Source organism: Mesorhizobium norvegicum, assembly GCF_004919685.1.
In the GTDB taxonomy this organism is placed as follows: Bacteria; Pseudomonadota; Alphaproteobacteria; order Rhizobiales; family Rhizobiaceae; genus Mesorhizobium; species Mesorhizobium norvegicum.
In genome coordinates, this window is sequence record NZ_SMYZ01000085.1 from 17919 (window position 1) to 30737 (window position 12819).

Sequence of the window (12819 nt, forward strand, 5' to 3'; positions counted from 1 at the left end):
CCCGATGCAGCGAGATCCGGGAACCGCACTCGTCCTTTTCTCCGGCGGCCAGGATTCGACAACCTGCCTGGCCTGGGCGCTGGAGAACTTCGAGCGCGTCGAGACAATCGGCTTCGACTATGGGCAGCGGCATCGGATCGAGCTCGATGTGCGGCCCTACCTGCTCGGGCGCATTCGAACAGACTTTCCGGCCTGGCGTGGGCGACTAGGCGAGGACCACATGATTGACATGGCCGTGCTCGGCCAAATCAGCGATACCGCGCTCACGCGTGACGTCGAGGTCGCACTGAACGCGAACGGTCTAACAAATACCTTTGTGCCTGGCCGCAACCTTCTGTTCCTCGGCTTTGCGGCCGCGATAGCTTACCGGATGGGCGCGAAACACCTCGTGATCGGCGTGTCCGAGACGGATCGTTTCAGCTACCCGGATTGTCGAGATGACGCAGTCAAAGCGATGCAACTTGCCCTGAACCTTGGAATGGAGACGCGTCTCGTCATTCACACACCCCTCATGCGGCGCGACAAGGCGCAGACCTGGGCGCTGGCGGATTGGCTGGGCGGCGAGGCGCTGGTGAAGCTCATCTGCGAGGGAAGCCACACCTGCTATAGCGGAGACCGAGAGCATAGACATAGCTGGGGTTTCGGTTGCGGGACCTGCGTCGAGTGTAATCTTCGCGCAGCAGGGTGGGAGCAATTCCGATCCCGCAAAGAGGCACCGGTGGCCGCCCATGAAATGACGTGAGCGCCCAGATCCAGGCCGACGGTGGCAATCTGTTCCATAGATCGTTTCCTTCTCTTTGTGGTGTTCAGCACGACCAGGGTAGGCGCCTTCAATGCCGTTTCGAAGGGCTGTTTCATACCTTCGACCTTGATGATCTTTGCCGTTCGCGTGGTGCTGTTTGGTAGGGGAGTTCAGCACCATGGCGAGCTGGATGGATCTGCTCGACCGCTGGAAGACAATCGAGCAGGTAATTCAGCAAGGTCGATCTCATGTGCTGGCGGATTGAAAGGCGGCTGCCGTCATGAAGGATACGCGCGACCGCATCAAGCGCGGGCAAGGTGTCTCGGTTTGTTTGAAAAGGAATTCGGGAAGCGGAAACGGGCTGAAGTAGGCCTCATGTCTTGTCGTCAAGGCCGGAATGAGGCCGTCCCTGATTGTAGAAGTTGAGATATTTGCCGATGGATGCGCGCCTCGGCCACACTGTTGTAGGCTTTGAGACAGGCTTCTTCGACGGTAGGCGTACCGATCGCCACACACGCTCGACGACGACATTTTCGCGCCATGCCTTTTCGGTCCATGCTGATATCGATCTCTTGGTCGAGGGGAAACCTTGGTGAAGTCATGGCTGGTGAACTGGCTGCCCTGGTCCGAGCTGGCGATCTCGGGCCTGCCGTATCTCGCCAGCGCGTCCTCGACGGCTTCGATGCAGAAGGGCACGTGGTGATCGACAAGTTGCCAAGCCAGAATCGTTGCGCCTGAACCAGTCTATGATGGCGGTCAGGTAGCAGAAGCCGCTGGCCATCGGGATATAGGTCAGATCCGTAGCCAGACCTGGTTTTCACCGCCAGCTTGCCCAGCTGATGCGGGTAGGATCTTGTGCCCGTCGCCGGGCTTCGAGATGTGCGGTTTGCGGTACAGCGCCTCGATGCCCATGCGCAGGTCCGCACGTGCAGGCGCCCAGTCTCATGGCTCTCGCGCTTCAAAAGCTTCTGCAGCATCGGGCTGCCCGCAAAGTGGTGCTGCAGCGGTCGAAGCGGCGCATCAGCTTCAGATCTTCCGCCGATGCTCGTATGGGCAGATAGTAGACACTGCCACGGCTGATCCCAGCTCGACGGCTTGTTTGCCAACCGGCAGGTCGTGCTCACGATCGATCATCGCCTTGCGCTCCCCAACCAGCCGACCTTGCCGATCGCCGCCCCTAAAAGATCGTTGGCCAGCGTCAACTGCGCATCTTGGCATGCAGAGCTTTCACGTCGACCGTCGGCTCCGACTTGTCTGTCAACCGAACCCGTTCGCAGCCCCTTCGAGAAGCTGCTTCTTCCAATCCGTGATCTGGTTCGGATGCACATCGTACTGCACCGCCAGTTCCGAAAGCGTCTTCTCTCCTTTGATGATCGAGGCCAGGGCCACCTTCGCTTTGAAATTCGGTGCGTGGTTCCGACGTATACGTCGCGTCATGTCAACTCCTGCGCAGTGGTCAGTCTTCTGGCTCTGTTCGCGCAGAAATTCCACTCAGCGACCGGTTCAATTTTGCCGAGGCACTTCTCCCATCTTCTTTAGGACACCGGGGCCAATCTCGTTTGCGAACCCTTCTGGGTGACCCTGATCGTCGGGATACGCAAAGGGCAGGACAATGGTTGGCCGGGCGCCGTTCGGATAGTTGCGTGATCTGGTGCGCAAGGTACAGACACACTGTGCGATCGACCTGGACACGAACAGCTGCTCAGTACCTTGGCGCCTGATCGGCGAGACTGTGTGATTCTGGCCGGCCGCGCCATTCGTCCTGCAGACCAGGTCGATGCGATTTTCCCGCCTTGCTGCGCACGCTTGCCGAATACGAGGCGGTTGTCGGAGGAAGCTAGCGATGACGCAGGTAGATCACGACCTTGCGCGAGGCCTGTGTCGCCCGAGATCACCCGGCGCGACGAGCGGCCATCTCCATGTCGAGCAAGCTGGTGCTGTTCCCCTTCATGCCCGAACTGGGCGGGTTCAACTTCTATGCCCACTCGTCGCTGGATCAGTGGCGATCATTGCCCATGGCCGACAGGGTTCTGTGCCTCGGTCCGCCAAGCAGAGGCAAGCCGCATCTGGCCGTGAGCCTCGGCCGCGAGGCCATCCGCCAGAATTACAACGTGCAGTTCTTGTCGAGGGAACCGTCGCTATGAGCCTTGGCCAGCATCGCCACCAGCGTAGCCTCCGTGAAAAGAAGTTGACGATCTGATTTTTGGCAGAAATTGTCGATCGTCGACGAGCTGGTATCTGCCCTTCGTGCCCGGCCATTGACTGTCGCGAGCGGGAGCCGACTCAGGGTGGAACCTTGTCGGGTTCTATGTCGGAGCCAACGCAATGCTGTCCCCTTCGAAGTGGGTCCGTGTCCATTCCCCTGGAAAATGCTCGGCAACCGACAAAGCCCGTTCGATTTGTCGCGTACGCGACGCAGTCGTGGTTCAGGCAAACTCCGGGTAGCCATTCCTTTAAGGCGTAAACCACAGTCAAAAGCTTATGGGGAAGCTGGCACGATTTGTGAAGCCTCCTCATCGCAAGCGGAAGGAACTGCCATGCCGTTCATGTCATGGGACGAGCGTGGGCCTCGAGTGGCCCTTCCAGCTAATCAACATACGGACCAGGCACATGCGTAATGTAATTGATAGATCCGCTCGCCAGTGCTCCCCGGCAAGGGCCGGATTAAGCGGCGAAAAGGTGACTATCTGGATTGCGTCACTTGATCTCGCCATTGGGGCGCACGAGCGGGTTGATGGAGCTAAATTTGGCGGCTCCCTAGAAAGCTCATGTAGACGCACACGTTTTGCTCAAACCTTGCCCACTATTCGCGGCGAGCTTCGACACTTTCCGGCGCATCTGGTCGTCGACTGCGGTTGGCCTTCAGTCGGCCGTGAATGATCTGAGCGAGCTCGACGCTTTTGAGGTCGGAGGAACGCTTATCTCGGTCGCTGTAAGGATACCTTGGTCAAGGGACCGACACCGGCGGTGGGCGTACCTACAAAGACGATTCGGGCTCCGGCAATTGCCTGGAAACTGTGTCCTAGGAACAAATAGCCAAAGGTCAAATTGCCGAAGCGAGAATCGAACCCTCAGGGGAAAGGTTGCGCCGTGCCCGACCTGCGCGTACCGGCCACTCAGTACTGGGCTCCAAAGTGTTTAGCAAATGCGGAAAGGTTGGGGACAAAAGATGACAGGTTCTCCTGGAGGGTTGTCGATGGCCAGTGACAAACAAGGCCGATCCCACGGACGGTCGGAGCGGGTGACTTTCCGAAAGCCGGCGTACAATCATGCAGCCGATGTGTGGGCTCTCATCGCGCTCTGCCCGCAACTAGACCGTAACACGCTCTACTGCGAACTTCTGCATTGCACTCATTTCGCAGATACTTGCACAGTCGCGGAGCGTGCTGGAGAGGTGGTTGGCTGGCTGTCGGCATATCGACCGCCCAGCGAGCCCTCCACGCTCTTCGTGTGGCAGATTGCTGTGCATCCTGCGATGCGCAACACAGGATTGGGCAAGGGACTGATCGTTTCAGCCTTGAACAGGCCGTTTTGCGAGAGCGTTACGCACATCAAGGCCACTGTCGCGCTCTCCAACAAGGCTTCAAATTTGCTTTTTGCCACTCTGGCTCGGGACCTGGGCGCGCCATTTCGGCAGGCTCTCTGGTTCGACCATGACGCCCATTTTAAGGGACAGTATGAGAGCGAGTACATGATGTCGATCGGCCCCATCAAACCGCGCTCGATTTAGCCCGTCTTATGCACGACGGAGCGTCTGAGAGATTGGCGGATGTCGTGGCGTAGGATTCGGTTGTCTAAGCCAGCCCTGCCACACATCTCGCGAGCCACACCCCGCCATGACCGACGATACGTTGCTTCCGTTGTCATTTTCCAGCGGTGGCGCAAGAAGATCACAGCTGCGTTTGATGGCGGACGCATCATCTCGGACGGTGGCGTCATGCTTTTGGCCGCGGCCGAGCGACGCCTGAAACTGGCCGACAGGCTGGCCGCTGCGATCCACGACCCGCGCGACCCACAGCGAGTAACGCACGCCATGGTCGACATTCTCCGCGCCCGCATCTTTGCGATTGCATGCGGCTACGAGGATGGCAACGATATCGACTGACTGCACCGGGACTCGGGCGGCTGCCCGACAGCGGGATTGATCTGTGCTCGCAGCCGACCTGCTCGCCTGGAGAACCTGCCCGATCTGCGCACCGTCATCGGCTCGGCTGGGTGCTGGTCGATCTGTGGCAGTCGAGCTATGCCACGCCGCCTAAAAGCGTGACGCTCGACATCGACGACACGTTGATGTCTTTCACGGCCATTAGCAGCTCTCGCTCTTCAATGCCCATTACGACGAGCGCTGCTTCCTGCGATCCACATCCATGACGCCGCGACCGAACGTCCGGGAGCCGTGATCCTGCATCTTGGCAAGACCCAGACGGGCAAGGAGATACGCAGCCATCTGCGCCGGCTTGTCTGGCGCATCCGCGCCCGCTGGCGGGCCACCGCATCCCGGTCCGCAGCGACGGCCGCTATGCCGGGCCGAGGTCATGGCCTGGTGCGAGAACAATGCGCGACTACCTCTTCGGATTGCCCGGTACGCCATAGCCAGCTGACCACCACGATGGATATCGCGGCGCTACGGACCATTGGTATGACTTGGCCGGGAGCTGCGTCATAGTCATTGCAGGCTGCGCTCGACGAGTGTCTGGCCATGCGTCTTGCCCTAGGGCACGAGCTCCGTCTAGCCGGACACCTGTTGCAGCAGTTCCCCGCGTTCGCCGATCCGGCCGGCGCGACCTTCACCATCAATGTCGCATTGGCATGGGACAACCCAGCCGCATTGGACGGATTATGAGGAACTCAAATCAGAAGATCGGCCTCGGCTATGTGAGGGCCGAGGGGTTCGCTCGGCTTTCATGACCACCCGCTCGCGATCGCCGCCTACGGATCCTAGTCTCCGAACGGAGTCTGATTTCCCCCTCGCATCGAGCGATGATTGTCAAGCTGTGTGTTTCAAAAGATGCTGACACCGGTACCGCTAGTTCGCGGACAGCGCTCTCAGTAATTGCGGGACAGCATGAAGCGAGCCTCGCGCGCGCGGCTCACCCATTTTCCGCCGATCTTCTCGACTGTATGGCCGGCGCGCGCTCCCGCCGGTTCCCCACGGCGCGTGCCTCTTGAAGTCGTGTCGTTAGGCCGTACTCTCCTGGGTTCTGTTGTTGGAGCGGAGTTCTGTCTCTCAAGCGCTATGTTACGCCAGCTTCCCCGACGCTATCTCCACCGGCTTAGGCTCGCCGCGGAAGCCGAGGAATTCGGGGCGCGGCTTCTTTGCGCCGAACGGTTCCACGAGCTGGTTCGACACGGCGTTGAACACGAAGAACGCGTTCGAACGAGCGAACGGCGTGATGTTGCCGTTCGAGCCATGCATCGTGTTGCAGTCGAACAGAACTAGCGTGCCGGCCTTGGCGGTGGCGGTATGGATGCCGTGCTCCTTGGCGAGCTTGGCCAGCGCCTCGTGCGAGGGTATGCCCACTTCCAACTTCTTGAGTGAGGACTTGTAATTGTCCTCCGGCGTCTCACCGGCGCAGGCGATGAAGTGCTTGTGCGAGCCCGGCATCAGCATCAAGGGGCCGTTCAGCACATCGTTATCCGTCAAGAGCAGCGATGCGGAGACGGCGCGCATACGCGGCATGCCGTCCTCGGCGTGCCAGGTCTCGAAATCGGAGTGCCAGTAGAACTCCTTGCCCGTGAAGGCCGGCTTATAGTTCAGCCGCGACTGGTGGATATAGACATCGTCGCCGAGCAGATAGGTGGCGGTGTCCGCCACGCGGCGGTCGCTTGCGAGCCGGTTGAAGAGCGGACTCTGCTCGGGCAGCTTGAAGATGGTGCGCACCTCGTCCGAGTCCGGCTCGCTGATGACGCTGCCCTCTTCCAGCTCGCGCTCACCGCCGCGCAACGCCGCCGATTCTTGCATCAGGGCCTGGACTTCCTCTTCCGAGAAGAGGTCCCTCAAGACAATGAAGCCGTCGCGGTCGAAGTGGTCGGTCTGCTCCGCGGTCAGCGGCGCGTCGGGGCACCACTGGCTCCACACTGTCTTGTCCTGACGGGGCAGCCAGCGCTCTTCGGGCAGCCGGCTCGGATAGGGGTCCTGTCTTCGTTCAGCGGCATTGGTGATTGCAGACATCTTCTTCTCCTTCTTCTTACGGTTTCGTCGGCGCGAACTCCCTCACGCCTCCTCGGCTTCCATTACGTAGGAGCCGTCCTCTTGGTAAACCTTGTTGCTCGTGACCGGTGGGTTGAACACGCAGGCCATGATCATGGGCTTGTCCGCGTCGGCACGAAGGATGTGCCTATTGCGCTTGTCGAGCGCGTAGACCACGACGGGCGGATCCGGTGGATCTCGCCGGTCGCGCAGTCCTCGGCGGAGCCGGCAGCGTCGATGCAGTAGACGCTTTCCAGATGGTTCTTGTAGTGCATCCGCAGTTCCCCACGTGCATAGATAGTTGTGATGTGGAAGCTGAAGCCGATGCTCTGGCGTTGGCAGCTTTCATCCATGGCCACCTGACAGACGAACATTTCTCCGGTGGCCGGCACCAGATAGCCGGAGATCCAGCCGATGATCGCGCAGTCGTCCTCACGTTCGGCGACCTTGCGTGTATTGGAGAAGTGGTCGCACTGAAGCAGACTGCAATCAAGGAATTCTCGTCGAGTGCCTCATTGGCCTTGATCAGGCGTTCGTGCAAGCTGGGTATCGTGCATATTGTGTAGTTTGCTAATCACTCCATCCATGGTCGGCTCCTTCTCAAGGAAGTGATTCAATGACTCAGCACGCTCTCTCTACAGCGTAGCCTGGAAGCGGGCATTTCGGCGGGACTTGAACTGCGGGACGCGTGTTTCCGAAAAACTCCGCCGAGTTACCCTAGGATCGCGAACGACAAAACTACCAAGAGTGGTAGGTCTTCGCGATCAGGGATCACTGCCATGTAGGCGCGAGTGGCTGGTCTTCGAAAAACTGAAGCGCTTTCATACTTCGATGTGCGGTGTCCAGCTGGCTAGTTTCCGTCCATAACGACAAGCTTTTGATTTTGTTTGGTAGATCGTAGCTTTTCGTGGGCAAAGCCCGGCGGGTTTCAGGTAAACTTTAGTCTCATGCCACTGATTCCAAAGGCCTGCTACCGCCGGAGCCGACAATGCGCCAAGAACGCGCCGTCCAAGCCAGTATATTCGATCATTTTGCGAGATCTGGGTCGACGGGCGTCAAGGCCACTGGAGGGCAAGGGCTGCCGGCCGAAGCGGTATTGCGCTGCGCGCTCCTCAAGCAATATCGCCAACTGAGCTATCAGGAGCTGGCCTTCCGTCTGGAGGACTCCGCATCGTCTCGGGCTTTTGGCGGCTGCCGGTGGTCATGGAGCCCGCAGAAGTCGGTGCTGAAAGGGACGATCAGCGCGATCCGGTTTGAGACCTGGGAAGAGATCAATCGGGCACTGCTGTCGAGCGCCCAGCAGACGCAGCTCGAAGATGGGAGTGTCGTGCGGCTGGACAGCACCGCCACCGCAGCACCGATCCATGAGCCAAGCGACAGCAGCCTGCTGTGGGATGCGGTGCGGGTCACGGTCCGCCTGCTGAAGCAAGCCGATGCCTTGGTCGGCGATGCCAGCTTGGCATGGCGAGATCGTCGCCGCGCGCTCAAGAAGCGCGCTCGCAGGATCTAGTTCACACGTGGTCGACCCAATCGTGTCCAACTCTACCGTGAGCTGATCGCGATCGCCTGCGGGACCTTGGCATATCTTAAGCAAACGACCGAGCGTGGCGAGCGATCGCGGGTGCTGGCCGGCGACGTCGAATACGGCCATAAGCTCAAGCTGATCACCGGCAGGAGCGGCATGATCCTCGATCCGCATTCGCGCGTCACGTCGTCGACGATGTTCAACACCCGGAACCGCCGCCCGCAGGCGAACTGGTCATGGACGAAGTCCAGCGACCAGCGCGCGTTTGGCTTCGCCTCAAACAAGGTCGGCGCCCGCGTGCCGACCGCTCGTCGCCGTGCCCGGCGCTTGCGCACCGTCAGGCCCTCCTCGCGGTAGAGCCGGTAGATGCGATTGACTCCTGATGGCTCGCCCTCTCGCTGGAGCAGAATGGACAGCCGTCAATAGCCGAAGCGGCGGCGCTCGTTGGCGAGGTCGCGTAACCTTGTGCGCAGCTCCGTCTCCGGCGGACGCCGGGACCGATATCGGACCATCTTGCGATCGGCACCGACGAAGGAACAGGCCCGACGCTCCGACACGCCCTTGACGGCCCGCAGATGCGCGACGGCTTCGCGCTTGGCGGCGGGCCCTACCATTAATGCGATGGTCCGCCCCGTCCTCCCGCAGCATCATCTGGGCAGTCACAACAAAGGAGGTTGCAATGTCCCACGCAATGCGCCGCGCCCTGCGGCCGTCTATGGCCGCTACGTTCGCAAGCTGCTCGTTCAATGGCGCGCGATCATGCTTCCGTCACCTAGATCGAACCTGGGATCGCCTGGGAAGCTGGCTTGATGGGTTGCAGAGCCGCCCGAACAAAGTTGTTGTCGCACTTGCCGCCAAGACGGCCAGCATTGTCTGGGTTGTCCTGACCAAGCCGGGAGCGCTCTACGAGCGCAGGAACCCTGCTTTCGCCTGACGCTCCGGCCCGATTGCGAGGCTTAGGAATAGTGATGACGAAACAGTGGAGCAGCATGCCGTAAGCGCTGTGCAATAAAGCGGGCTTCGTGCCCGAACCATTTATTGGGAACGGCATGTGCGGATCTCATCATGGCCTGGCTGCAACAGCAGCTCACTCGCGAGAGGCCGGATACATTTATGCAACTGGAATCGTCGGCGGCGATGTCGCGAACCCTTGCACGGACGGAGCGGACCATACATTCTTTCCACAAGATCCTTCAACGAGGCATTGTCGAGCATGGCGTCGGCCAGAAGCCGCTTCAGCCGCGTGTTCGTCCTCCAGCGCCTTCAGTCGCCGAGCCTCAAATATCCACTTCCAGTTGTAGATCGAGGCGTCGCTGACGCCGTGCTTGCGGCACAGATCGGCAACCGATACCCCGGCCTCGTGTTCCTTCAAAATTTCGATGATCTGCTTTCCAGTCAAGTCGTGACGTTCGATGCAGGTTCTTTGCTTCTGTTCGCGGTCGGCACGCGGCCGCCGGCATGATGGTGTCCGTGGGTCCGATCCGTTCAAAGGTCTTCGGCGTGCTCGGGAACCGGCAACCATAGATCATGCGAACTCGTCCGGATCGCGCCCTGCATCGAGCGCTCGCTATTCCGTGGACAGCTCAGCCTAAGCTGCCGACCAACGGAAATCCTGTTCGTCAACCCACATGCGGTAAAGGGTGACTGCCATTCGTTTGGCCAAGGCGACCTGCACCCTGTCGATTTGGCAATCTTCATTGGCCAAGCCTTCATGCTCGACCATTGGGTCCTTAGGCGCAGGATGACGTTGGCCGCCTCGAACAAGGCTGTTCGCGTCTCACTGTCACCCACTTTGGTGATGCGACCGACCCTGTCGACTTCTCCAGACTGGTATCTTCGTGGTGTGAGGCCGAGATACGCACCGACCGACCTGGTTCGGCGGAAGCGCTTGGGATGATCGATCGTTGCCCTGTAGGTGAGCGCGGTGACGGGTCCTATGCCAGGCATGGTGATGAGGCGACGGCAGATGGGATCCACTCGAACCGCTCTCAGGACGAGGCGGTGCAGATCCGCCAGGTTCTCGCGCAGACACCTGTGCATCTGCAAGAAGATACCCAGCAACAGCCGATCCGCTCCGAACAGCTGTCGAACCCTTGCCTCGAAACCAACGCGCGTGACGGCGCCAATCTTGCCCCAGGGAACGCAACAAGCCTCGGATGATCTGCTCGTTGGCGATGACCGCCCTGACGGCCGCCTTGCGGGCGGCGGTGAGCGTGCGCAGCCTCTGGCCGGCAACGGACTTCAGATGAACTGCCTTGAACCAACCTGTACGCGCAATCTGTGCAATCCCCTGCGCGTCATTCCGGTCCGTCTTCACCGTCATCGCGCCCAGAGCCGCTTTGACATGTCGACTCTCGAGACAAACGACAGGGAAGCCCTCGTCGACCAGGTGTCCGCTAATCCATTCCGATGTCGCACCGGCTTCCAAGCCAACGCGAACAAGATCGTCCCGCGATCGCTGAAGTGCAGCCGTCACGTCATCCGGGTCACCGAGCACCGTCCCCAGCCACACCATCTCGCCGGTCTCAGCGATAACACAAATAGCTACCGTGTCGAGTGAAGTATCCAGTCCTGCATAAACGCTCATGCCAATCTCCTCTTGCTAGGTCGGCTCTGAGCATCAGGCAAAAGTCATGATCCGAAAGGGGCCAGACGTTCAGGGAGCTGAACCGAATACCCCATCTCTTCCGTAAACCGCTTTCTTTTCATCAGTCCGTCCTTCAATCGAGGCCGGACTCTAATCTCAAATGGAGGAAATTACCCGCAGCAGGTCACCGTTCGCCTGCTTTACAAGGATCACCCGAAGTCCTCGATGGAATTCGTTGGTGCTCGGATCGGCAAGTGCCCAATCTCGGTCTTTGATAACGGTTTGCTATGCCCGGTTTCTTTGCAGCGGACGGATTTGGGCGTGCACAGGCGAGCATGAGATTGAGCACCGCGCAGCCGATGGCAACCTCGATCTGTTGCAACAATTCTGCAAATAAATTTACAGAATCTTTACGACCGCAAATCGGTGACTATGATAGGCTCCCCACAGAGTCTGCGGCAGGCATGGCTGAAAAAGCTGATATCGATTTGCGCTCGGACCCCTGAGCAGTACACAACGTTTGAGTTAGCAGCCAAGCCAAGGCGCTCATCCTGGTTGAAGGCCATAGAGTATTGGTCTGCTATACGTGAAAGAGGCCCAGAGACTTCGTCTGCATCCAATTACCTTGCCGGCCGATCCGGGTCGATATGCTTATCTTGCGGCGGAAAAGCTTGAGGCTATCCGTGTCGATACTGACAATCTCGACGCGCTGATCCTCGAATGTTCCCGACGCCTTATCTCCCCGTCAGCGTTTCACAACCCCGTCACATTGAATCGTGCGCGGGACGAATGTCGGCCATCGGACAATGAGGTAGTGGAAAATGACGGAAGCGGCGAGAACACAGGTGGCTCTGAAAGTTGCCTCTGAGAACTGGGTGCCAGAGTTCGACAATGGCCGTGCATGGCGCACGAGGATAGGCTTTGTCCTGATTTCAAGCGACCACCTGATCGAAGAAGACATGATGCGCATGGCGCCGGAAGGCGTCTGTGTGCACTTCACCCGTTCGCCCATGCCGGTAGGCTGCACGATCGAAAACCTGGCTGCGATGGAAAGTGGATTGGCGGCATCGGCGGCGGAGTTGATGCCGGAATTCGAAGTTCCCGTCATCTGCTATGCCTGCACGTCGGGGACCGCGGTAATGGGCGAAGAAGCAGTCATCCGTGAATTGAAGCGCGCCAACCCTGACCGGCATGCGACGACGCTCCTGACCGGTGTGGTCGAGGGGCTCCGCGCCGTGTCAGCCAAAAAGATCGTGATGGGCACGCCCTATACTGATGACGTAACGTCGGTCGTAGCGCAGTACATGCAAAAGAGCGGCTTCGAGCTCCTGAATGTTCAAGGCCTAAATCTGGTTTACGACAAGGATATCACCAGGGTAACGCCAGCCTACATTCGTCAGTTCGCCAAGGCGATCGATCACCCGGACGCGGATGCCATCTTCTTGAGCTGCGGTGGGTTCCGCGCCATCGATGTCATTGATCAGATCGAGCAAGACACCGGCAAGCCTGTGGTTACCAGCAACCAAGGTATGATGTGGAAATGCCTGCGCCTGGCCGGCATCGACGATCAGTTCGATGGATACGGACGCCTGCTACGCGAGCACTGAAGAAAACCCTACTAATCCCGCGAAAAGCGACCATGATGCGAGCCAACTTATCCCGCAATCAGAACTTGACGCGCGGATCATCAAGAACAGGCAAGCCCTAATTTAAAGCGTGTCACGGCTTACCTGATTCAGCTACCGTTTAAGTCTGAAATCTGATTGAACTAAACC

Annotated in this window: 8 protein-coding genes and 10 pseudogenes; 11 read left to right on the plus strand and 7 right to left on the minus strand. The window is 59.3% G+C overall.

The window, feature by feature from the left end; translation table 11 throughout:
- Positions 1-4: 4 nt before the first annotated feature.
- A complete protein-coding gene (queC, locus tag FCU66_RS31890) occupies positions 5-742 on the plus strand; it encodes a 7-cyano-7-deazaguanine synthase QueC (RefSeq protein WP_136621310.1) in 738 nt (245 codons plus the stop codon).
- A gap of 373 nt (positions 743-1115) precedes the next feature.
- Here queC and FCU66_RS31895 read toward each other — a convergent pair.
- Positions 1116-2179 (minus strand): annotated as a pseudogene (locus FCU66_RS31895) (IS3 family transposase).
- A gap of 169 nt (positions 2180-2348) precedes the next feature.
- Between FCU66_RS31895 and FCU66_RS42940 the strand changes: the two are divergent.
- The 4 genes and pseudogenes from FCU66_RS42940 to FCU66_RS31920 form a co-directional block, all read left to right on the plus strand.
- Positions 2349-2477, plus strand: a pseudogene (locus FCU66_RS42940) (Mu transposase domain-containing protein); the annotation flags it as partial.
- Between the two features lie 184 nt (positions 2478-2661).
- A complete protein-coding gene (locus tag FCU66_RS31905; RefSeq protein ID WP_136621309.1) occupies positions 2662-2886 on the plus strand; it encodes an ATP-binding protein in 225 nt (74 codons plus the stop codon).
- Positions 2887-3938: 1052 nt separating this feature from the next.
- Positions 3939-4472: a diaminobutyrate acetyltransferase gene (gene ectA, locus FCU66_RS31915; RefSeq protein ID WP_168992117.1), complete on the plus strand. Its 534-nt coding sequence runs from the start codon at positions 3939-3941 to the stop codon at positions 4470-4472.
- 106 nt (positions 4473-4578) lie between these two features.
- Positions 4579-5329: pseudogene (locus FCU66_RS31920) on the plus strand (transposase); the annotation flags it as partial.
- Positions 5330-5981: 652 nt separating this feature from the next.
- On the opposite strand, the gene thpD reads toward FCU66_RS31920, so the two are convergent.
- Entirely contained in the window at positions 5982-6914 is a 933-nt protein-coding gene (gene thpD / locus FCU66_RS31925) for an ectoine hydroxylase (protein WP_136621306.1), read from the minus strand.
- A gap of 42 nt (positions 6915-6956) precedes the next feature.
- A pseudogene (locus tag FCU66_RS42945) lies at positions 6957-7207 on the minus strand (ectoine synthase).
- On the opposite strand from FCU66_RS42945, the gene FCU66_RS42950 reads away from it, so the two are divergent.
- Complete coding sequence (locus FCU66_RS42950; protein WP_246680284.1) at positions 7124-7498, plus strand: hypothetical protein; 375 nt, start codon at positions 7124-7126, stop codon at positions 7496-7498. The pseudogene FCU66_RS42945 and the gene FCU66_RS42950 overlap by 84 nt on opposite strands.
- A gap of 422 nt (positions 7499-7920) precedes the next feature.
- A pseudogene (locus tag FCU66_RS31935) lies at positions 7921-8625 on the plus strand (ISNCY family transposase); the annotation flags it as partial.
- 2 nt (positions 8626-8627) lie between these two features.
- On the opposite strand, the pseudogene FCU66_RS31940 reads toward FCU66_RS31935, so the two are convergent.
- Positions 8628-9071: pseudogene (locus tag FCU66_RS31940) on the minus strand (IS3 family transposase); the annotation flags it as partial.
- 106 nt (positions 9072-9177) lie between these two features.
- Between FCU66_RS31940 and FCU66_RS42310 the strand changes: the two are divergent.
- Positions 9178-9391 (plus strand): annotated as a pseudogene (locus tag FCU66_RS42310) (IS110 family transposase); the annotation flags it as partial.
- Positions 9392-9639: 248 nt separating this feature from the next.
- Here FCU66_RS42310 and FCU66_RS31950 read toward each other — a convergent pair.
- Both FCU66_RS31950 and FCU66_RS42315 read right to left on the minus strand, forming a co-directional pair.
- Positions 9640-9871: pseudogene (locus FCU66_RS31950) on the minus strand (transposase); the annotation flags it as partial.
- A gap of 71 nt (positions 9872-9942) precedes the next feature.
- Positions 9943-10404: a transposase gene (locus tag FCU66_RS42315; RefSeq protein ID WP_246094116.1), complete on the minus strand. Its 462-nt coding sequence runs from the start codon at positions 10402-10404 to the stop codon at positions 9943-9945.
- On the opposite strand from FCU66_RS42315, the gene FCU66_RS42320 reads away from it, so the two are divergent.
- Positions 10351-10617, plus strand: coding sequence for a hypothetical protein (locus tag FCU66_RS42320; protein ID WP_246094118.1), 267 nt, complete (start codon positions 10351-10353; stop codon positions 10615-10617). The two genes, FCU66_RS42315 and FCU66_RS42320, sit on opposite strands and share 54 nt — an antisense overlap.
- 37 nt (positions 10618-10654) lie before the next feature.
- Here the strand turns inward: FCU66_RS42320 and FCU66_RS42325 are convergent.
- A pseudogene (locus FCU66_RS42325) lies at positions 10655-11044 on the minus strand (IS110 family transposase); the annotation flags it as partial.
- 548 nt (positions 11045-11592) lie between these two features.
- On the opposite strand from FCU66_RS42325, the pseudogene FCU66_RS42330 reads away from it, so the two are divergent.
- Together FCU66_RS42330 and FCU66_RS31960 are read left to right on the plus strand one after the other, a co-directional pair.
- A pseudogene (locus tag FCU66_RS42330) lies at positions 11593-11774 on the plus strand (ATP-grasp domain-containing protein); the annotation flags it as partial.
- 91 nt (positions 11775-11865) lie between these two features.
- A complete protein-coding gene (locus tag FCU66_RS31960) occupies positions 11866-12651 on the plus strand; it encodes a maleate cis-trans isomerase family protein (RefSeq protein ID WP_168992231.1) in 786 nt (261 codons plus the stop codon).
- The last annotated feature ends 168 nt before the right edge of the window (positions 12652-12819 follow it).

Coding starts and splice junctions, on each gene's coding strand:
- thpD (WP_136621306.1), bottom strand. CDS start 6,914: ATGTCTGCAATCACCAATGCCGCTGAACGAAGACAGGACCCCTATCCG.
- queC (WP_136621310.1), top strand. CDS start 5: ATGCAGCGAGATCCGGGAACCGCACTCGTCCTTTTCTCCGGCGGCCAG.
- ectA (WP_168992117.1), top strand. CDS start 3,939: ATGGCCAGTGACAAACAAGGCCGATCCCACGGACGGTCGGAGCGGGTG.
- FCU66_RS42320 (WP_246094118.1), top strand. CDS start 10,351: ATGATCGATCGTTGCCCTGTAGGTGAGCGCGGTGACGGGTCCTATGCC.
- FCU66_RS31960 (WP_168992231.1), top strand. CDS start 11,866: ATGACGGAAGCGGCGAGAACACAGGTGGCTCTGAAAGTTGCCTCTGAG.
- FCU66_RS31905 (WP_136621309.1), top strand. CDS start 2,662: ATGTCGAGCAAGCTGGTGCTGTTCCCCTTCATGCCCGAACTGGGCGGG.
- FCU66_RS42315 (WP_246094116.1), bottom strand. CDS start 10,404: ATGCCTGGCATAGGACCCGTCACCGCGCTCACCTACAGGGCAACGATC.